Genomic DNA, 18,958 nt, shown 5'->3' with positions numbered 1-18,958 from the left:
TACGTGATAAAATAAGAAAAAAAAGAGAAAGAATTTATTTATAATTTCCTATTTTCCGAAAGGAACCAAAACAATGAAGCTGCATAGCCAATTTTTAAAGCTGCAATCTCATTTTGGGGGAGCCATAGAAATCTCAGTGACGATGGATGAGTTGGCATTGATTTTCGGCTGTACACACCGCAATGCCATGCATATTGTGAATAAAATGATGTTGCAGGAATGGATCAAATGGACTCCTAAGCGTGGGCGGGGAAGCCGCTCTTTGCTGCAATTTCTTGTTCCCTCCGAAGAAATTGCCCTTCAATCCATGATGCAGGCGATTAGCCGCAAAGATGTCCACCACGCTATAGAAGGCATCAAAACCCATGCCAGCTCCACCTCACTGCAGGATACACTACAGGGTTGGCTGCTGACCTATTTTGGGCATCATTCTGAAATTCGTAGTGACAAACAAATTGATACTCTCCGCCTGCCCATTACCCAGCAGCTACATACCTTCGATCCGTTATATATGAATTTGCTGGCAGAGTCATTTGTTTCCAGCCATGTTTTCGACGGGTTAGTGAAAAGAAGCGGTGAACGGGACAAGATTGTTCCCTGTCTGGCTCACGCCTGGGAAGTCGATGAGAGCCGGACGCTCTGGACTTTTTTTCTGCGCAAAGAGGTGTTATTCCATCATGGAAAAGTGCTTACAGCCAAGGATGTAGTCTATTCCCTGGGACGGTTGATGCGAACCTCTAAACGAACACTCTATAGCTATATTTTCAAAGAAATCCAGCGGGTCACCGCATTAAATCCATCTACCGTTCAAATTACGCTTAAGCAGCCTAATGAACTATTTCTGCCATTTTTGTGCACGAGCAGAGCCGCAATTGTACCGCGTGATTTAGAAGGAATAGATGAGCAGAGCTTTGGCCGTAGACCCGTGGGGACTGGCCCCTTTAAGGTTGTGGACATGACCGAGGACACTTGTGTGCTGGAGGTTTTTCCTTATTATTTTCAAGGACGGGCTCATTTAGATCGGGTTGAAATCCTTTATGTCCCGTGGGATACCGAAACGTCATCCTCTGATACGGGTTCTGCTTTTCACGTGATTCAGAATCCCTCATCCGCCAGTTCTTCGACCTGGAGCCGAATTCATTCGGAGTCTTCCATCCGGAAATTCGTCACCTGCAATACGCAAAAAAAGGGACCGCTAAGCGATCCCCTGCTTCGGGCAAAAATAGTCTCCTGTTTAAAAGGCGATTCAGCGTCCATCGAGCAAGAAGTGATAAAAGATCAAGAAATCACGTTGCAAATCTCTACGATTCCACAATATGCTGGCGATGCTGATTTTATTGCCACTAGACTAGAGCAACAAGGTTATAAATGCAATGTCATTTCCGTGTCTCCAGAGGAATTTAAAGGTCCGATTCGGCTGGAATCTGATCTGATTGTTTTCTCATTATTCCGTGACGAGGATGAACAACTTCGTTTATTTGATCTATACCTTACGCTCTCCCAGCATATTGAACCGTATACCCGGGCGGATATAGAAGGCTGGCTGTATACCATCGCGCGCGAACCTAATCCGGTGGCCCGAGCGGAAAGTTTCAGTATCATCGAGAACCGTCTGATTAAAGAACACCACCTACATATTTTGTATGAAAAGCCGACTCAGACAGCTTATCTCCCCTCTGTCCGCGGGGTTAGCTTCAATAGCCAGGGTTGGGTCGATCTTCGTCATGTCTGGTTTCCGCCACTGCTCTCTAGCAGCAGCACGAGTTGATCTGCTTGAATTAAAAAATGCGGAAATCCAGAGCTTGCCCCGGATTTCCGCATACGCGATAAAGCTAATTATTAAGCTGCTGTTTTAGTCGTAGCTGTAACTGTAGAAGTCCCCGCATCCCACTTCACATCCATATTCAATCCCTCGGAAATAAATCTAACCGGAACTAATGTCCGATTTCCGATAATTTGCGGAGGAACGTCGAGTGTGAGCGCTTTGCCATTGATGTAAGCAGTCTTGCTGCCAATGGCCATTACGATCGTTGTATTGTCTTTTACTGCAGTGATTTTCTTAGTCGTTTGATCCATGGTTACTGTAGCACCCAGAGCATTAAAGATTGCATTCACTGGCACAAGCACCCGGCCATCCTTATTCACAGGAAGCTGATCTGCAAAGCTGACCGCTGTTCCGTTTAAAAGTACGGATATTCCGTTAGTGCCCGTCGTGTTCGGATTAGTTGTTGATGGTGTTGTAGTTACAGAGGGTAGAGGTGTGACGTTAAGTCCTAGCTGGCCTTGCAGATTAGCAAGTCTGTTCAGCGCAAAGGTCATAATCGAACCTGCAGCCATTGTGCCCATACCTTGTCCCCCGCCTCCAGCGTTACCTGTTGGAGGTGTAGGATTACCATCAGTCGCAGTCCCTGTATTATCAGGACGTGCTGGCGGTGTCGTTCCATCCGGAGGTGTCATGCCCTCCATCCCTTCAGGAGGTGTCATGCCTTCCATCCCAGCTGGTGGTGTCATTCCTCCACTACCACCCATCTCACCTGTTGCTGAATAAGTAACATTACTTTCAAATTGTTCCATGGTATAAAATTTGGTTGGATCTGCTTGAACGTAAGGTTTAATTAAGGTAGCCAATTCAGTAATTCTGCTCTGAATTCCTTCCAAATAATCAACCAGCTCAGATACATATTTCAGGTATTTAGTCTTATATTCAGGCACTTCCAACAGATTAGCAATCATTGGGACCTGATCTAAACTTATCCCAAGTGTAGGATTATCAATCGATGCAGTTACTGCGTTGGTATTGGCTGCGATGGTTGTTGCCGATGTAGAAGTTGTGCCCGCAGCAGCTGTTGTATCTGTTGTCCCTATTCTGCCGCCTCCGCCACCAGAATACCCGTTAAAGGACATGTTCATATCCCATGGAAGTACACTAAATTTACCGGATGCATCCCCGTACAACATATAATTATGACCTTTATCCCCGTTATAGCTGTCATAGTTCCCCAATACAGCATTAGCAGCGATATACTTCAGGGCCGAATCCACATCTAGCACACTTTCAATAGAACCCTTCTCACCGGCAGGCATCTCATTCAGCACCTTGATGAAGTTCTTTAACGAAGCTTTATCATCTTCTTTACCTGTATCATAAGTTATCGTTTCGTAGTCGCTGCCTTCTTTGTACTGCAGATAACTTTTTTCTTCTGTATCATACAGAACACCGTCGTCATAATTTTCTCCATAGGTACGTTCTAAGTAGCTGTCATCTATTGCTTCCACACCTACATAAAAACCATATAATTCTCCGTTGATATACAGATTGGTGAACACAGTCAAAGGTGCATCCACACCAACAGAACGGAGCGCTTCGTAATGTAAATATTCACGAATATACGAAGGGTCCGAAAAATTGTTGTTCAGTACCATTTTATCAAGACCAAGTAACGTTTGCTTCTTATCATATTTATCAAATTTCAGCCGGAAGCTGTATCTGTCCGAGTCTGTCATACTGGCTACCGATTTTAACGTCAGATTCCCTTTAGTAGAAAATCCAACATTTTCAACAACATTCCCGTCAACTTCAACCTTAACTTTTTTGTATTCTTTTTCGAGGGGACTTGCTAATATACTTTTCCAATCCGCATCATCAATCGTTACTTTAACATCAATGATTCTGTCACCCGCGAACAGGGATTCATACGCTTTCGTTACACCTGCATCCGCCGCACTAACTACGGGCGTGTTTCCAGCAACACCAAACGCCGTTGAGACGATAGCAAGACTTAGTGTAACTGCCATAAACTTTCTCAGTAAATTTTTCTTCTTCACCATGTGTAATCCTCCTTGAAGTACAGATTTATGTTTTCGCAGTTCAAGGAGATTGTAAAATATGAATCTGAATATACGCTGAATAGCTTGTCTACGCTTTGCCAGGCAGGCTGTTTATCAGCCCTTTGCCAATCAGATTAGCTGAAACCGGCGGTTTTCCGATCTCTCTGGCCCAGACAGATAATTGCCCGACATGATGAATCTCATGAGCAATCACATGGCGCATTACCTCACCCCAGGCATCGGTCACGATCCTGCCATCCGGAAGGTGATCCTCAAAAATCCTCTGCTCCAGCCCCTCATGCCAAGCCGTTACAAAGGGTTCCACCTCTGTGTGGAATTTTGCATCCAATTCTCGTACTTGCTGCAAAGTCTTGTACTGCTCAAAATCCTCTTGGAAATCCGGTTTTCCTTGCAATACTTGAATCCAGCTCCACTCCACATCCACAATGTGAAAAAGCGTCTCGAGTATACTGCCTACACCACCTATACGTATTGCAAGCAGCTCCTCCTCAGAAATATTTGCACACCACTCATACCATTGTTCGCGGACCATCCAGTTATATTGAAAAAATGTCTGCAAATAAAAACCTCCTAGAAAGTTGTTGTACTTTTTAATGGGAACTTAAATGTTTTCGGTATCCTTCTACCTTTTCATCTCTATAACCTAACGATTCATAGAACACATGCGCTTCCTTCCGCTGCTCACCGGAGACTAAAATAATATAATAGCAGTCTCTTTCCCGGGCCGCTTGTTCAATGGCGTTCATAAGTTTTTTGCCGACGCCTTGACGACGTGCCCGCGCTGAAACGACCACATTCTCAATCACCATAAACGGTTTGCAGTCCCCCACTAAGTCCTGACACACGATGCCCATCAAAGACCCTAGTAACTCCCCCTCTACAAAAGCACCCAATAGAATGTACCGGTTATCCGCCTTAACCACTTTAAACACTTCTTCAAGCTTATTAAGGTCAGACGGTTTATTCATCAGCTCTTGATATAAATTCCCCAGTTCAGGAAGAGATTCCATTTCTATTTCTTTAATATCAACCATGATTGTTCATCCTGCTTTCTTTTAAATTAACAGCCCTGCTCATACACATACAGTCCACCATTCCGTGGATGAGATATACGCTTTCCATTATAACCTCTTTGGACCAACTGCTGTGCCAACACCTTCATAAAAGAAGAATGCCCATAATACCAAGCCATCCGCCCCAGCACTAGCCACATAAAATGGATGCAGCTTAATCTTCTTCATAGCCCCATTATTTACGAACTATCAACTCGAATTCATCCTTCTGTCCATCCCACTCTACGCACCAATCCCAGAATGTACGGACTTTAACTCACCTTTGACTCCCTCAACATTATTGCTGAATTCTTCAGTAGCCTGTTGAATATATTCCGCCGACCAAAAGTTCCTCCTATGCCATTTGTAAATATCTCAGCACGATCTCAACGCGCTCTCCAACCGATAAATCTTCCTCTATTCGTAAAATAGGACATTCCAGTGCGGACATCCATTCCTCATGCAGCACTTTGCTCCTGACTTCAACTCCAGCAACATCATATAATGCCGCCCACTCCATAAAGGTCTGATATGCTTCGTATTTACTTCCTCCAGGCAAAATATGATCACCATATCTCTCGTACTCTCTGGCTCTTAATCTATCTAAACGAATTTCCGGTGGAAGTCCTAGAAAAATAACCAAATCGAATAATGGTCGAAGGCCATCTCCCCAGCCACATACCGCACCGCTTAGAATCCAAGGCTCCTTATGGGTCAAATCCCTTGTAATTCTTGCTAATCGCTCATTGACCTCACGCTGCTTAGTGAATTTATGCTCCCAAAAATAGTCGTCGCTGTCTAACTGGACATGTGGCAACACTTTAGCTAATTCGTAACCTAAAGTACTCGTTCCTACGCCTGAGGCTCCCATAATATGAATTTTTCTCATACATTCCCTCACCTTTAAGTGGATTTAAAGTTGCAATTCGGGCAATTTCCCTCCAAATATAAAAACAAATAGACTGCTCTCTAAGTAAGCAAAGCAGTCCATTTATCGTATAGCTCTTATTCCGTTATAGCTGCTACGTCTTTAGGAATCCGGCGTGCTGCATCCGTGGATATAGCCGCTTGGATTACTGCCAGGCGGACCTGTTCAACTACTTTTTCGTTAAAAATACTTGGGATGATATATTGCTCATTGAGTTCATCGGGATGAACGACCGATGCAATGGCTTTTGCCGCAGCCAGCTTCATTTCCAGATTCACAGTTCTAGCCCGGCAATCAAGTGCGCCACGGAAAATACCCGGAAAACATAACACATTGTTGATCTGGTTCGGATAATCACTTCTGCCTGTCGCTAGAACGCGAACAAAAGGTTCTGCAAAATCCGGTTCAATCTCCGGTGTAGGATTAGCCATCGCAAAAACGATGTTATCACTGGCCATGCTTTTAAGATGCTCCACGGTCAGAATCCCCCCACGGGACACCCCAATAAAGACATCTGCCCCTCGTATAACCTCCGTTATTCCACCCTCAATTCCCTCAGGATTGGTTGCGGCAGCAAGCTTCTGCCATTCCGGATTATCATACTGGAGATCTTTTCTGAGAACGCCTTCACGATCAACCGCATAAATATAACGCGCGCCCGCTGCCAGCAGCAGATTACATATGGACACCCCAGCCGCCCCTATACCCACAACAACAATCCGCGCATTTTCAATAGATTTATTAACAACTTTAAGCGCATTCAAAAGTCCTGCAAAAGCCACCACGGAAGTTCCGTGCTGATCATCATGGAATACCGGAATGTCCAGCTCTTCCGCAAGCCGGCGTTCGATTTCAAAGCAGCGTGGTGAACTTATATCCTCTAAGTTTATCCCTCCAAAGCCAGGAGAAACTGCTTTTACGATATTGATAATTTCTTCCGGATCTTTGGTATTTAAGCATAGCGGAAAAGCATCAATGTTCGCCAATTGCTTAAACAGCATCGCCTTACCTTCCATGACAGGCATAGCTGCTTCCGGGCCGATATCCCCTAGTCCAAGCACAGCAGTGCCGTCCGAAACGACTGCAACTGTATTTCTTTTCATCGTCAGAGAATAAGCTTTTCTGGGATCTTCGGCAATCGCCGTACACACTCGGGCTACCCCCGGCGTATACACTAAGGATAAATCCTCCCGATTTTTAATCGGCATTTTAGGTGTGATTTCGATTTTTCCGCCAAGATGAGCCAGAAACGTCCGATCCGACACGTTGATTATTTTAATTCCCGGCATCTTCGATAATATTGAGATAATTTCTCCATTAGCTGCGTCTTGCACATTCACTGTTATATCTCGGGTAGTGACATCCTTCCCTGCACGTATCACGTCAATAGCAACAATATCTCCGCCAGCTGCGGCAATTCCTGAAGCAACATCGCCAAAAGATGCAACCGATTTCCGAATTTCGAGCCTGATAATCATTGTAGTCGCAATCGACATGAATTAGCCTCTCTTTCTTCAATCCTATTATTTAAAAAATACTATACTTTCCCATTTAAACATATCTTCCGCCTATTAACTAGATCAACGAAAAATTTTTCTTCATACAGTATTCCCATCCGCACCCGGTCCAAATACATCAGGTATGGCAGCTACGGACACAGAGCCATTTTTCCCGTGAAAATAAATTTCATCATAATCTTAAGTGTATGTAAGCATAAACAAACAGTAAGCTCTTCTACTCTTCATTACCTTCTCTGCATGCTGTAGAGCATCCCGCCGATTCTTTTCTCCGCTGGCACTTTCAGTTGCTCTCCTCACTAAGGTCTGTACTGCTCTTCTAGCAAAACAGCCTTACCTTCTACAAATGTCAGATGGAATAATCTATCCACAAGCTCTTCGCTAATAAAATTCGTATAGTCAACTTGCTGAGGTCTCGCCCCATTTAGTTCAGCTATAGTTACATCAGTCTCAAGCTTAAGTCGTTCGATTTCATCGCTTGCATTTCGGATATAGAATCCATTAGGCAATGATTCGGGTTCTTGTATACCATCTTCTTTAGCCGCAATTTCTGCCGCCTCTCCACCGAACCATTCCACCTCATCCAGATCCAGATAAACCGTATTCCCTTCTGTGATTACTCCCTTTATAAAAGCTGATTTTTTCTCCACTTGAGGTAAGTTATAAATAATTTTTTTCAGTTCCTCCACGCTTTCACCCTGCACTCCACTCTCAGAATTAGATTGGATTGAAATCTCGCCTATAGTTTGAACAAGCTCCTTGGTAGTTTGGTTAGTCTCTTTTGGTGGCTTGTTATAAAAAGAATATCCATTAAAGCCAAGTGAGACTAATGTGATACCCGCTAAGACTGTACCCATTAAATTTTTCCATTTCATAAGCTTCACCCTCTATCACAAGATTTAACGGAACCTTAATAAACAATTGCGCTATATCATAGACAATCACAAATTGACCGGGCAGAATAAATATTATATACATGTCTTACCTATAACGTAGTTGAAGGAGCTCACACTTATGACAGAATCATTTCAGGCGTTAGTTGTCGACAAAACAGAATCATCCTTCTCCGTAGCTGTTAAGCCGGTTACCCTAGAGGATCTGCCAGCTGGAGAGGTTGTAATTAAGGTTGCTTACTCCAGTGTAAACTATAAAGACGGTTTAGCCAGTATTCCAAACGGTAAAATTCTAAGAACATATCCCTTTATTCCAGGGATAGATTTATCCGGTGTTGTGGTATCTTCCACAGATGAGCGGTTTCATAAAGGGCAGCAAGTCATTGCGACAGGATATGGTGTTGGCGTATCACACTTTGGCGGCTTTAGCGAATACGCTCGGATTCCCGCAGGTTGGATCACTCCCCTTCCCGAAGGCCTGACGCTTAAAGAAGCTATGATCTACGGTACTGCAGGACTGACAGCCGCCTTGTCCATACTAGCCCTGGAAGATCATGACGTTTCCCCGGACAAAGGCAAAGTACTTGTAACAGGCGCTACCGGCGGTGTAGGTGGATCTGCTATTGCCATGCTTGGCGCAAAAGGGTATAGCGTAGTGGCAAGCACAGGTAACGCCAAAGCTACCGATTACCTTAGAGGTATAGGAGCCGAAGACGTGATCTCACGTGAAGAGGTCATTGGCGGCGCCAGCAAACCCTTGGACAAACAATTATGGCCAGGCGCAGTAGATTCGGTGGGTGGTGACACCCTTGCCGCAGTTTTGAGTAAAATCACCTACAGAGGTTCTGTAGCTGCAAGTGGCTTAACCGGAGGCACTTCAGTTCCAACTACAGTACTTCCGTTTATTCTTCGGGGTGTTAACCTTCTCGGCATAGATTCCGTTGAATGTCCTGCAGACCTTCGCCAGAAGGCTTGGAAACGGATGGCGAGCGATCTGAAGCCAAGTCAACTGGAGAACCTCGTGGATCGTGAAGTCACGTTAAACGAGCTACCGCAAGCATTGGAAGATATTCTACAAGGAAACCTTAGAGGAAGAGTACTTGTCCGTTTATCCTAGGTTTAACAACGAAACCTCCCGGAATCTAGAGTTCCGGGAGGTTTTTTTAGTTTACTCTTGGTTATTTGGATACTGGTAATGCGGCTGCTGCTGTACATAGGGTTGTTGGCGATAATGCTGATCATAACCCTGCGTATAGTACCCTTGCATCGGGTATGGCTGATAATTAAAGGCTTGTGTAGCTGGAGGCATTTGTGAAGATATCGGGATGGGTTGTGCCTGCATATGAGCGTATGGATTCATATTTGGCTGCATATTAGGATGCATATTTGGTTTAACATTGGCTTGCATATTTGGGACCATGTTAGGGGCCATGTTAGGGGCCATATTAGGAGCCATATTGCTGCTGCCCATTACTTTATCTTCTTCGCAGCAGTCAGCAGGAGGGCCGATGAAGGTTCCCGGCTTGATTGGAGCAAGAGCTTCTTTTACCTTAGCTTCATTTAAGCAGTAAGTATGGGCTAATACATTAGCCGGGGTTTTGCTAAGAATATCCGAACCTAAAATGACCTCAGGAATAGGTGCGTCAAAAATCGCGAGCAGATGTGTATTATCCACAGTAGCTACCTCATAATGCCACCAGCCTTGCGGCACGTTTGCCACTTGACCCGGACAAATCGGAAAATGCAGAAGTTCATTTGTGAACGGATTGATTAAAGACACTACCGCTGAACCGCAGATACAATATACAAGCTCTGCAGCATTTTGATGATAATGAGGTTCCACAACATTTGATTTGCTAAGAAAAATATCCAGCAGCGATATGTTCTCAAGCGTGTTCAATTGTTTAATCGACAGCAAGTTAATGAAGTTGTTGGCATCTTTTTTAAAAAGTGTATTGGTGTTCACATCAAAAGTAAACTCTGTATTGGGGGACGTATAGTCCATGTATGAAGTCACTTTTTTTCCTGCCTTTCTGTTGCTATAAATTTTTGCTTTCCCTAAACACAAGATATGCGTTTGCCTATGCCTAGGTGCGGAGATTCACTACTCCTGATAAAAATTCATCTTTCTTTTCTAAACGGGGCATCCTCTAAGTATTACACTCTCACCCCACATAGGAGGCATAGTATGAAATCCATTCACACAAAAATAGTGTTAGCGTTATGTATCACTCTCTTTACAATTATGGGTTTCCAGCCTATGAATCTCAGCTCCACGGTTGAGGCCGCCAATAACAAAACATCATCGAAACAGGCGCCTCTTACATTTGTTCTAGTTCATGGGTCTTGGGCTACTGCTGGTTTTTGGGATCAAACGGCCGCCGCACTTCGCAGCTTAGGACACACCGTCTATACTCCGGAATATGCCGGTCATGGCGGGGACAAAAACAATAATGTAACGCATGCGCAAATTACACAGTCTGTTGTCGACTTTATCAAGCAAAAAGACTTAAAGGATATCATTCTGCTCGGACATAGCTTTGGTGGATCGGTGATCCAAACCGTCTCTCAGCAAGTACCGGATCGGACCAAACGTCTGGTATTCTTCGATGCCTTCGTACCGCTGGATGGGCAAAGTCTGGCGGACCAATTTCCAGCTGATTCGCTTAAGTACTTTGAACAGCTAAGAGATACTTCCGGCAATAACACCATAACGCTCCCCTTTCCTCTCTTCCGGGATACATTCGTCAACACCGCCAGTCTTGCGGAAGCGCAAGCTTTTTATAAACAAGCTCCTCCTGAGCCAGCAAGTCCACTTTTCGAAAAGCTTGATCTCAAGAAATTCTACAGTCTCCAGATTCCCAAAAGTTATCTTTATCTAACGGAGGACACCGCGATACCGCAAGGTCCATACGGATTCCATCCTACACAATCCAGTCATTTAGGCGTCTTCCGCTTCATCGAAGGCAAAGGGGATCATATGACCACCGTTCGAACCGAGCCCAAAATGCTGGCGGAATTGATGGTGAAGGCGGGAAGAGATTAGTCGCTAACAGCTGGATAGTCTAGGTAGCTGTTGTGGCTTGAGCTGGGGTTCGCGAGCTGGGCTGGTGACGTGAGCTGGGCTGTTTGGTATGAGCTGAGCTATGCGATGTGAGTTGCGCTGGTGGCTCGAGCTGCGCTTTGTGATGTGAGCTGAGCTATGCGATGTGAGTTGCGCTTTGTAATGCGAGCTGGGCTATGTGACGTCAGTTGCGCTGTATGATATGAGCTGGGCTGGTGACGTATGCTATACTCTATAATGCAAGCTGGGCTTTGTGATGCTGAGTTGGCCTTCCACTCTGAGCTGAACATTGCGACTCCAAATCCACTAGAGCTTGGCGGGGATCGGACCGGGGAGCCCTTATTTTCATAATTTCGGCGATTTAGCCATGCTATCGGACTCAGATGCAGCTATTCATCCAAAAGTACTCCTATAATGCGTGATTTCAGGGGAATAAGAGCCATACAGTCCGAAACTCTCGCCAGAACGATCATAATGCCAAAATAGCTGCAATACGGTCCGTAACGATGTCTGACGCGAGGTTTCTTAATTAATCACCAACGTAGGCTGATGATTTGTGACGCTGAGCAGGTATTGTCACTCTGGGCTGAACATTGCGACTCCAAATCCACTAGAGCTTGGCGGGGATCGGACCGAGGAGCTCTTATTTTCACAATTTCGGCGATTTAGCCATGCTATCGGACTCAGATGCAGCTATTCACCCAAAAGTACTCCTATAATGCGTGATTTCAGGGGAATAAGAGCCATACAGTCCGAAACTCTCGCCAGAACGATCATAATGCCAAAATAGCTGCAATACGGTCCGTATCGATGTGTGAAGCGAGGTTTCTTAATTAATCACCAACGTAGGCTGATGATTTGTGACGCTGAGCAGGTATTGTCACTCTGGGCTGAACATTGCGACTCCAAATCCACTGGAGCTTGGTGGTGATCGGACCGAGAAGCTCTTATTTTCATAATTTCGGCGAATTAGCCATGCTATCGGACTCAGATGCAGCTATTCACCCAAAAGTACTCCTATAATGCGTGATTTCAGGGGAATAAGAGCCATACAGTCCGAAACTCTCGCCAGAACGATCATAATGCCAAAATAGCTGCAATACGGTCCGTAACGATGTCTGACGCGAGGTCTCTTAATTAATCACCAACGTAGGCTGATGATTTGTGACTCGAGCTGGCATTGCCACTCTGGGCTGAACATTGTCACTGATGATTTGTGGAGAAACAGACCGCGTGGACTGAACGATTGTGCTTTCGAATCAAAAAAAAGAGCAAGCGTATGGGAACCCCCTACTACGCTTGCTCTTTTTCCTATCCATAACCAACCTAATTCCTAGGCAATCCGCCACGCGGCAGCTCGGGGTCCGATGTCACTCCGGTAATCACCCAGCTATTCTTCTCTTGCACAAGTGAGATTGTCAAAAATATAGAAGGTGCTGGTCCACTTGAAGTCGCAGTATCCAAACGCATTTCTATGACCTCTGAGTTCTTGTTAATTATCGTTTCTTTAGTGACCTCGTAGTTCGTGATCCAGGGGCTGGAGACACCCGTTACCCAGTTTAGTTCAACAAACCGCGGATACATAATCTTTTTGAATTCTTTAGAGAAGATCGAATATTGAATCGAGGCATTCCGATGCTGTAATCCGAACCCGTATAGCTCTGATGCTTGAATTGCAGAAGGTAATATAATGCGCTTGGACTCCGGAGCTGGCTTGGGCATAGCCGATAGCAGTTCTCCATTAACGCGAGTCATAGTAACGGGGGCTGATGCACACAAGGCCATTCCCGGCAGAAGCAACAACCCTGCAATTAGAGCAGTCGCCATTTTCTTTTTGCTAATTAGAATCACCTCATTCGTAGCCTGTTCACTACATGTGAATTGAATCTAATTATTCCCCCACTTCACTCATAAATATGTACACTGTTTCCAAATCCACCAATAATGTATACCTCAATGAATTAAACTGGTAATATAAAATACATACGATACTACGCAATCATCAATTCCATTAGATTTTTATAGGAGATGTTCTCATGAAAAAAATCTTAAACATTTGTCTAGCATCAGGCCTGCTACTCACTCTATCCGTCGGTACCTTAAATACAGCAAGCGCAGAATCCAAGGTCAAAACCTACAAAAACTGCTCGGAGCTAAACAAAGATTACAAAGGTGGAGTTGCTATTTCCAGCTCAACCAAGAACAAAGGCGGCAAAACGAAAAATAAACCCTATGTATCGAAAGAACTCTATAATGCCAATAAAAAAAGCGACCGTGACAAAGACGGAATCGCTTGTGAGAAATAGGCTTAACCTTGCTCAACCATTTGCTTGAGCCTTAGATCCCGCGTGAATATCGCATTTCAACTATAAAAAAGAGAAAGACATCCAGATCCAGGACGCCTTTCCCTATTCGAACTATTGCTTTTTATTGATTAAACCGGGCCACAACAAACACCGCAGGTGAATTCCAATAGATCGTCACTTCATTCGTAGAATAGCTAAGCTCATGATCGACAAAGCACTGCGCAGCTGGTTTTCCCTGTAAATGCTCAACTACATATTCATCATGCAGCCCACGATCTGGCCCCCCTGACACCAATCCTGGCACCGGATCAGCCACTTGGTCACCTACAGAAGGGCGATGATGCGGATTCATCACGGCATGATCCCCAAATCCGGTAACATAGCTGATATCCAATACGTTACGCCCCATCAGATAATGTAGATGATCTAAGGCACAGTCCGCAAAACCGGAGTCTCCACTAAAATATTCAGCCGCCAGCAGCAGCATTGCATTGTTCATTACAAGCATATTGCTGCCCCAGATATAGTCCTCCTCTTTTAAAGAGATCCTATAGCCCTCCTCACGACTCTGTTCCACTAATCGTTGCGCCTCAGCAACAAGCCCTTCTTTTAACGACACATATAAAGCACGTTCTGCTTGCTCCTCACCATTTAACAGATAAGCAATAGTGCCATAGCCCCCCATATCACCCCAGCCTAAACTGTATTTTGGAAAAGCCAGCTGCACTAGCTGGAGAACAGCTTGATGATACTCCTCTTTCCCTGTCGTACGATACAGCTCCGCCGCTGCCCAATACCGCTCGTCCTTATCGACTCCATCCCCGTATTCTCCAGTGCTAATCTCAGGCGGATTCGTAAAACCGGGTACATCTGGATGCTGAACAAGCCATTCCCATGCTGCCCCTGCAGCATCCAGACATTTCCGCGCATAAGCAGCATCAAAAGACTCGTACACTCTTGCAGCCATAGCCATAACCCCAGCAAAATCTCCAGTAGCAGTAGCAGATATTGGTGAGAAGTACAGATCCGCTGTATCGTCCTCAGGCATAACATCCAGTCCAGGAAAGCTTAGCGTAGTCAGTTTATGGTATACACCACCTGTTGCGGAGTCTTGCATTTTAAACAACCAATCGAGCTCCACCTTGCATTCCAGCAGCACATCTGGCGTAGATCCATCACTTTCAGGCAATGGGATAGCGCTTACAAAAGCCGAGGGATATAATTCATATGCAAGCAGCATATCCGCGATAGCTTTCGCTCCGGGACCGCTATATTTTCCATAATCACCTGCATCATGCCAGCCACCCGAACAGTCTAGTTGAAGATCCGGTTGCCCATATACAATCCCTTTTGCGGTATGACACGCCTTGTGCTTCCAATCTTCAGCATATTCTTCAGTCAATTCAACGCCACAGCGATAATAATAGAAAGCTTTCAGCAAGCCCTGTTGAAGCTCATGATAAGGCTGATCTGAGATTGTAAAGGATGCCGAAGCTACACCCTCGCCCTGCTCAATCCGATATCTTCCCTCAGCCTTGACCTCCGAGAAATCACCTGTGTGCAAAGTTACTCCACTGGCTTTATCAAATCTTCCAGCATCTGAACTACCTTTGAACACAATAGTCCCGCTATCAACATCAACTACCTGAAAATCATGCTCAGCACCTGTAAATACTGCGATTTTTTCTCCATCCAGCGGATATCCGATTTGATTCACAGTAATGGCGCGAAGTGTACGCTCGCTCATCTTCATTCTCCTTTTATGTAAAAATGATGAAGCTGAAGTAACCTTTCTCTTCTAGTTGAGAATACTCTATTCTAGTTATCTATGGCAATGATGTATACAAGAAAAAACCTAGAGTCACCCGAAACGAAACGGATAACTCTAGGCGGACAAAACAGCTTATTTATCGTCAAGCAGTTTAATAAAGTTAGCTGGAAGTGTGAACTGCTTATTATGAACCACTATACGGCGAAGCTCCTCCTCGAAAGAGCTAAGATCATCTTCATCATCGTCTTTAATTTCTTTTATATCTCGGTGCAGACGCTCCATTTGCAGATCAAGAGCATGGGCGGCATCCGCCGCATTTTTCAGCTCACGAGTCATGCTCTCAGGTACTGATTTATTATATTTATAAAAGATTTTATGTTCGAGGCTTGCCCAGAAATCCATAGCAATGGTACGAATTTGAACTTCTACACAGACAAGCTCCTGGCGATCGGACATAAAAACAGGGACTTGAATCAGCAAATGAAGACTCTGATATCCGTTAGGTTTAGGATTCTTAATATAATCCTTCACCTCAAGAACCGTTAGATCATCCTGCTTCTGAAGCATCTCACTAACATGATAGATATCAGAGATAAAAGAACAGGTGATCCGCAGACCAGCGATGTCTTTAATACAATTTTTCACTGAATTCAGCGATAATTCACCATTTTTGCGCAGCATTTTGTTCATGATACTCTCTGGTGACTTAATACGCGATTTGGTATGTTCAATTGGGCTGTAATCATGCAGAGACTGAAACTCCTGTTTTAGGATCTCAATCTTTGTTTCCATCTCATCCAATGCAAATTTATAAATCAACATGAAACGAGTGATATCGTGCTTAAGCTTCTTAAATTGTTCAATTTGATTCTCGGGGGTCATTATCTCATTTCTCCTCTTGTAGCGTTTCTCTATATTTATCATAGCCAATCCACTAGTGAAATTCAAATTCAGCGGTATTCACTTTTCAATTTAGAGAAGACAGCAAGATCCACATACCGACCTTTTTCGAACTCATGTTGCCTTAAGACCCCTTCTTTGTAGAAGCCGAGCTTATTCATCAATATAAGTGACGCCTCATTTTTCGGTTCCACTCTCGCTTCAATTTTATTTAGTCTGATGTTCAAAAAGCCAAACTGCATAACACGGTTCACTACCTCTGTCATAATCCCCTTTCCCCAAAAAGCAGGCATTAAGTCATACCCAATTTCCACACGATGATGATCTTGCTCATAATTCAGAAATCCGCAGGTTCCAATCACTTTTTGAGTCTCACGATCTTCAATCATCCACCGTAAACCGGATTGTTCCTTAAAAATTTTGTCATACCATTTCATTTCATCTATCGCATCCTCGACCGAAATGAAGGGTGTAAATGGCATATATTTCACAACGGCTTCTTGGGAATAAAGTTCAAATATATCATAGCGATCATTTTCTGTTGCTTTACGTAGTGTGCATCGTTCAGTTTGTAACACAGGGAAATCAGTAAATGCAAATTCTGAATTCATGTAAGTTCTCCTTTTTCTAGTTGAGCTGTTTCCACTTTTGCTCTAGCGTTTGCGGAACATACTCCTTCAATAGAGTTAAGAGTTCCAACGGCTCGTTGGATACGTTTAGCAGACTGAGATGCGAAGAATTAGAGAAGCCTTCTTGGATACTGTTATGAATCAGATTCAGCAGAGGATCAAAATAATTCCTGATATTTAGAACCCCTACCGGCTTCTTGTGTATGCCAATTTGTGACCAGCACAAAACCTCAAAAAGCTCCTCATACGTTCCAAACCCTCCAGGTAAAGCAATGAAGCCATCTGCCAATTCTCCCATTTTTGCTTTACGGCCATGCATATCTTCTACTTCTATCAACTCCGTTAATTCTCTATGTACCATTTCCCCATTAAATAATCCTCTAGGCATTACCCCGATTACCTCGCCTCCACCATTCAAAACAGCATTAGCGACTTCACCCATTAATCCGATTTTTGAGCCACCGTAAATTAAACGATAATTATTCATAGCCATGTAGTTACCAAGTTCAACAGCTTTAGCTTTATAATCCTCATGTCCCCCTAAATTCGATCCTGCGAAAACACATATTGATTTCAAAATCCCATCTCCAAACTATATATTGATAATGTCCGCTATCTAATATACTATATGTTGGAGTATAAATCATGTGAAAGATTAAGGAGTGCTACATAATATGGAAATTAATGATGTGCAGAAATGGATTAATCATTTTTATGGAGAACGAGGCTGGACTACTTATGGTCCTTTTATAAGAGTGGGATTCTTAATGGAAGAGACAGGTGAAGTAGCACGAGCTGTACGCTCCTATGAAATCGGCAGAGATCGACCGGATGAATCGACTCGCACTCCAGAGCAACTGAAAAACGACTTGATTGAGGAAATCGGGGATGTTCTCGGAAATATCGCATTGTTAGCCGACTTATATGGCATCACTTTAGAAGAGGCTTTTACTGCACATAAAGACAAATTAGTGAAGCGGTTTAATTCCTAGGGACAAAGTAATCCTGAAAAAAATAGGACTACAATCGGCAACACCGAATTGTAGCCCTTCTTTAATTTACTCTTTAAGCCCTGTTAAGCTTTACCGCCTAATGTATGATTCGAAATCGCTTTGATTATGGTTTCCCAATCATCCGGGTGGACTTCGTGGCCCGTTCCTTCCAGGGTTAGAAGCGACGCATTAGGAATTTCCGCAGCAAGTGCCAAGCCATGCTCTATAGGAAGCACCGTGTCTTCTGTGCCGTGGATAACCAAGGTAGGAACCATGATATTTTTTGCCTTGCCCTCGTAGTCGTCATCCCCTGTAAGGAGAGAATGATTAAACATGCTAAGCAAGTTGTTGGCACGTTTTATTTCCATCCTTACTTGTTTATACACTCTTTTCTCATCGAATTTATGTTTTGAACCACAGAGTATGCCGGAACCTGAAACCAAATAATTGGCTACCGCTTCCTCATTAGACCAATCCAGTGTTGCTCCATCTGCATGGAATGCGAGGATCCGCTCATCCATAGGAGGCAAGTTCCGATCATTATCATCAGATTCGAAAAAACTTGATGCGATCAAGGTTAAGGTTAGAACTTTTTGCGGATGACGTGTAGCAAGGACTTGTGCAATCATTCCGCCTAAGGACATCCCAACGATATTTGCCTGTTCAATATTATAGGCGTCTAGTAACCCAGCGGCATCATTAGCCATATCTATCACGGTATAATTGGAACTCCCAGACTCATAAACAACGGAACGTCCGACATCCCGGTTATCATAACGAATAACGTAACGTCCGGTATCTGCTAATCGCTGACAGAACTCTTCATCCCAATAAACCATAGAACATGTGGCACCCATAATCAGCAATATCGCAGGATTGCTAGGATCTCCAAAACTTTCCGAGCATATATCAATTCCGTTTACTTTTACTATTTTTTCGCTCATTGTTCATTCCTCATTTCATTCGAATTTTATCAATGAATGCACAGTTAAATAAGACTCAATACATTTTCAAAAAAATGGATGATGTCATCATTGAATTGCACCTCAAATTAACG

18 protein-coding genes and 1 pseudogene are annotated in these 18,958 nt (G+C 44.0%); 5 read left to right on the top strand and 14 right to left on the bottom strand.

The features are described 5' to 3' along the window. Nucleotides 1–73: 73 nt before the first annotated feature. Nucleotides 74–1,768 carry an ABC transporter substrate-binding protein gene (locus NSS82_RS13055; RefSeq protein ID WP_076272838.1) on the top strand — a complete coding sequence of 565 codons (1,695 nt, stop codon included), beginning with the start codon at nucleotides 74–76 and terminating at the stop codon, nucleotides 1,766–1,768. Nucleotides 1,769–1,839: 71 nt separating this feature from the next. On the opposite strand, the gene NSS82_RS13050 is transcribed toward NSS82_RS13055, so the two are convergent. The 7 genes from NSS82_RS13050 to NSS82_RS13020 form a co-directional block, all read right to left on the bottom strand. Further along, the gene (locus NSS82_RS13050; protein WP_076272837.1) at nucleotides 1,840–3,828 is read right to left on the bottom strand and encodes a CotH kinase family protein; all 1,989 of its coding nucleotides are present in this window, start codon (nucleotides 3,826–3,828) and stop codon (nucleotides 1,840–1,842) included. A gap of 88 nt (nucleotides 3,829–3,916) precedes the next feature. Further along, the gene (locus tag NSS82_RS13045; protein ID WP_076272836.1) at nucleotides 3,917–4,408 is read right to left on the bottom strand and encodes a DinB family protein; all 492 of its coding nucleotides are present in this window, start codon (nucleotides 4,406–4,408) and stop codon (nucleotides 3,917–3,919) included. A 31-nt stretch (nucleotides 4,409–4,439) separates the two neighbouring features. Then, nucleotides 4,440–4,883 carry a GNAT family N-acetyltransferase gene (locus tag NSS82_RS13040; protein ID WP_036683459.1) on the bottom strand — a complete coding sequence of 148 codons (444 nt, stop codon included), beginning with the start codon at nucleotides 4,881–4,883 and terminating at the stop codon, nucleotides 4,440–4,442. Between the two features lie 26 nt (nucleotides 4,884–4,909). Beyond that, on the bottom strand, nucleotides 4,910–5,062 hold the full coding sequence (locus NSS82_RS13035; protein WP_178944226.1) for a hypothetical protein: 153 nt from the start codon (nucleotides 5,060–5,062) through the stop codon (nucleotides 4,910–4,912). Nucleotides 5,063–5,256: 194 nt separating this feature from the next. Then, the gene (locus tag NSS82_RS13030) at nucleotides 5,257–5,790 is read right to left on the bottom strand and encodes an AAA family ATPase (RefSeq protein WP_076100738.1); all 534 of its coding nucleotides are present in this window, start codon (nucleotides 5,788–5,790) and stop codon (nucleotides 5,257–5,259) included. A 116-nt stretch (nucleotides 5,791–5,906) separates the two neighbouring features. After that, a complete protein-coding gene (locus tag NSS82_RS13025; RefSeq protein ID WP_076272835.1) occupies nucleotides 5,907–7,325 on the bottom strand; it encodes an NAD-dependent malic enzyme in 1,419 nt (472 codons plus the stop codon). 320 nt (nucleotides 7,326–7,645) lie between these two features. After that, nucleotides 7,646–8,221, bottom strand: a complete 576-nt coding sequence (locus NSS82_RS13020; RefSeq protein WP_076272834.1) for a hypothetical protein — start codon at nucleotides 8,219–8,221, stop codon at nucleotides 7,646–7,648. A 139-nt stretch (nucleotides 8,222–8,360) separates the two neighbouring features. Between NSS82_RS13020 and NSS82_RS13015 the strand changes: the two genes are divergently transcribed. Continuing rightward, on the top strand, nucleotides 8,361–9,356 hold the full coding sequence (locus NSS82_RS13015) for an acrylyl-CoA reductase family protein (protein ID WP_076272833.1): 996 nt from the start codon (nucleotides 8,361–8,363) through the stop codon (nucleotides 9,354–9,356). Between the two features lie 312 nt (nucleotides 9,357–9,668). Here the strand turns inward: NSS82_RS13015 and NSS82_RS13010 are convergent. Beyond that, nucleotides 9,669–10,256: pseudogene (locus NSS82_RS13010) on the bottom strand (cupin domain-containing protein); the annotation flags it as partial. A gap of 171 nt (nucleotides 10,257–10,427) precedes the next feature. On the opposite strand from NSS82_RS13010, the gene NSS82_RS13005 reads away from it, so the two are divergent. Beyond that, on the top strand, nucleotides 10,428–11,285 hold the full coding sequence (locus tag NSS82_RS13005; protein ID WP_081386639.1) for an alpha/beta hydrolase: 858 nt from the start codon (nucleotides 10,428–10,430) through the stop codon (nucleotides 11,283–11,285). Between the two features lie 1,344 nt (nucleotides 11,286–12,629). On the opposite strand, the gene NSS82_RS13000 is transcribed toward NSS82_RS13005, so the two are convergent. Beyond that, complete coding sequence (locus NSS82_RS13000; RefSeq protein WP_076273051.1) at nucleotides 12,630–13,130, bottom strand: hypothetical protein; 501 nt, start codon at nucleotides 13,128–13,130, stop codon at nucleotides 12,630–12,632. A 209-nt stretch (nucleotides 13,131–13,339) separates the two neighbouring features. On the opposite strand from NSS82_RS13000, the gene NSS82_RS12995 reads away from it, so the two are divergent. Continuing rightward, complete coding sequence (locus tag NSS82_RS12995) at nucleotides 13,340–13,609, top strand: excalibur calcium-binding domain-containing protein (RefSeq protein WP_038570042.1); 270 nt, start codon at nucleotides 13,340–13,342, stop codon at nucleotides 13,607–13,609. A gap of 121 nt (nucleotides 13,610–13,730) precedes the next feature. On the opposite strand, the gene NSS82_RS12990 is transcribed toward NSS82_RS12995, so the two are convergent. The 4 genes from NSS82_RS12990 to NSS82_RS12975 form a co-directional block, all read right to left on the bottom strand. Further along, entirely contained in the window at nucleotides 13,731–15,356 is a 1,626-nt protein-coding gene (locus NSS82_RS12990; protein WP_076105396.1) for a glycoside hydrolase family 9 protein, read from the bottom strand. Between the two features lie 156 nt (nucleotides 15,357–15,512). Next, nucleotides 15,513–16,262 carry a GTP pyrophosphokinase gene (locus NSS82_RS12985; RefSeq protein WP_036689808.1) on the bottom strand — a complete coding sequence of 250 codons (750 nt, stop codon included), beginning with the start codon at nucleotides 16,260–16,262 and terminating at the stop codon, nucleotides 15,513–15,515. A gap of 68 nt (nucleotides 16,263–16,330) precedes the next feature. After that, the gene (locus NSS82_RS12980; RefSeq protein ID WP_076100748.1) at nucleotides 16,331–16,891 is read right to left on the bottom strand and encodes a GNAT family N-acetyltransferase; all 561 of its coding nucleotides are present in this window, start codon (nucleotides 16,889–16,891) and stop codon (nucleotides 16,331–16,333) included. A gap of 16 nt (nucleotides 16,892–16,907) precedes the next feature. Then, nucleotides 16,908–17,486: an LOG family protein gene (locus NSS82_RS12975; RefSeq protein ID WP_036689805.1), complete on the bottom strand. Its 579-nt coding sequence runs from the start codon at nucleotides 17,484–17,486 to the stop codon at nucleotides 16,908–16,910. 97 nt (nucleotides 17,487–17,583) lie between these two features. Between NSS82_RS12975 and NSS82_RS12970 the strand changes: the two genes are divergently transcribed. After that, the gene (locus NSS82_RS12970) at nucleotides 17,584–17,901 is read left to right on the top strand and encodes a MazG nucleotide pyrophosphohydrolase domain-containing protein (protein ID WP_036689803.1); all 318 of its coding nucleotides are present in this window, start codon (nucleotides 17,584–17,586) and stop codon (nucleotides 17,899–17,901) included. Nucleotides 17,902–17,984: 83 nt separating this feature from the next. Here NSS82_RS12970 and NSS82_RS12965 read toward each other — a convergent pair whose 3' ends face one another. After that, nucleotides 17,985–18,845 (bottom strand): alpha/beta fold hydrolase, encoded by an 861-nt coding sequence (locus NSS82_RS12965; protein ID WP_076100749.1) that lies wholly within the window; start codon nucleotides 18,843–18,845, stop codon nucleotides 17,985–17,987. Nucleotides 18,846–18,958: the final 113 nt, after the last annotated feature.

Source organism: Paenibacillus sp. FSL H7-0735 (assembly GCF_038008505.1).
In the GTDB taxonomy this organism is placed as follows: domain Bacteria; phylum Bacillota; class Bacilli; order Paenibacillales; family Paenibacillaceae; genus Paenibacillus_AQ; species Paenibacillus_AQ odorifer.
The sequence above is the reverse complement of the archived record's forward strand: the minus strand, read 5'-3'. Positions and strand labels throughout refer to the sequence as shown.